The sequence below is a fragment of the Methylobacterium sp. WL19 genome (genome assembly GCF_008040005.1).
Taxonomy (GTDB): Bacteria; Pseudomonadota; Alphaproteobacteria; order Rhizobiales; family Beijerinckiaceae; genus Methylobacterium; species Methylobacterium bullatum.
This window is the reverse complement of the sequence record NZ_VRVC01000289.1, coordinates 1-849: the sequence shown is the minus strand read 5'-3', so window position 1 is coordinate 849 and position 849 is coordinate 1. Positions and strand designations below refer to the sequence as shown.

Sequence of the window (849 nt, the reverse complement as noted above, 5' to 3'; positions counted from 1 at the left end):
CCGCAGCGCCGGCGCCCGCTCCGGCTCCCGCTGCGCCAACGCCCGCACCAAAGGCCGCCGCACAGGGGCTCACCACCGATCAGGTGCGCGGATTCTACCAGAAGGGCACGTTCGAGGAGGTTCCCCTCGATGGCATGCGCAAGACCATCGCCAAGCGCCTCACCGAGGCGATGCAGGTGGCGCCGCATTTCTACCTCACGGTGGATTGCGAGCTCGATGCGCTGATGGCCCTGCGCGAACAACTCAACAAGAGTGCCGGCACCACCAAGGACGGCAAGCCGCTGTTCAAGCTCTCGGTGAACGACTTCGTCATCAAGGCGATGGGCCTCGCGTTGATGCGCGTGCCCGCCGCCAACGCGGTCTGGGCCGAGGACCGGATCCTGCGCTTCAACAACGCCGAGGTCGGCGTGGCGGTGGCCATCGACGGCGGGCTGTTCACCCCGGTGATCCGCAAGGCCGACCAGAAGACGCTCTCCAACATCTCCAACGAGATGAAGGACTTTGCCGGCCGGGCGCGGGCCAAGAAGCTGAAGCCGGAAGAGTACCAGGGCGGCGTCACCTCGGTGTCGAACCTCGGCATGTTCGGCATCAAGCACTTCACGGCGGTGATCAACCCGCCGCAATCCTCGATCCTGGCGGTAGGCGCCGGTGAGAAGCGCGTGGTGGTCAAGGACGGCGCGCCTGCGGTGGTCCAGGTGATGACCGCCACCCTGTCCTGCGACCACCGCGTGCTCGACGGGGCGCTCGGCGCCGAACTCATCTCGGCCTTCAAGAACCTGATCGAGAACCCGATGGGGATGCTGGTGTGACCGGAATCCACTGACCCGTCCCCCAGCCCGGCAATCACCC

At 66.5% G+C, this 849-nt stretch carries 1 protein-coding gene; it reads left to right on the top strand.

Translation table 11 applies throughout. The features are described 5' to 3' along the window. The coding region (locus FV220_RS25140) for a 2-oxo acid dehydrogenase subunit E2 (RefSeq protein WP_246689546.1) at positions 1–809 on the top strand (809 nt) is incomplete at its 5' end. Positions 810–849: the final 40 nt, after the last annotated feature.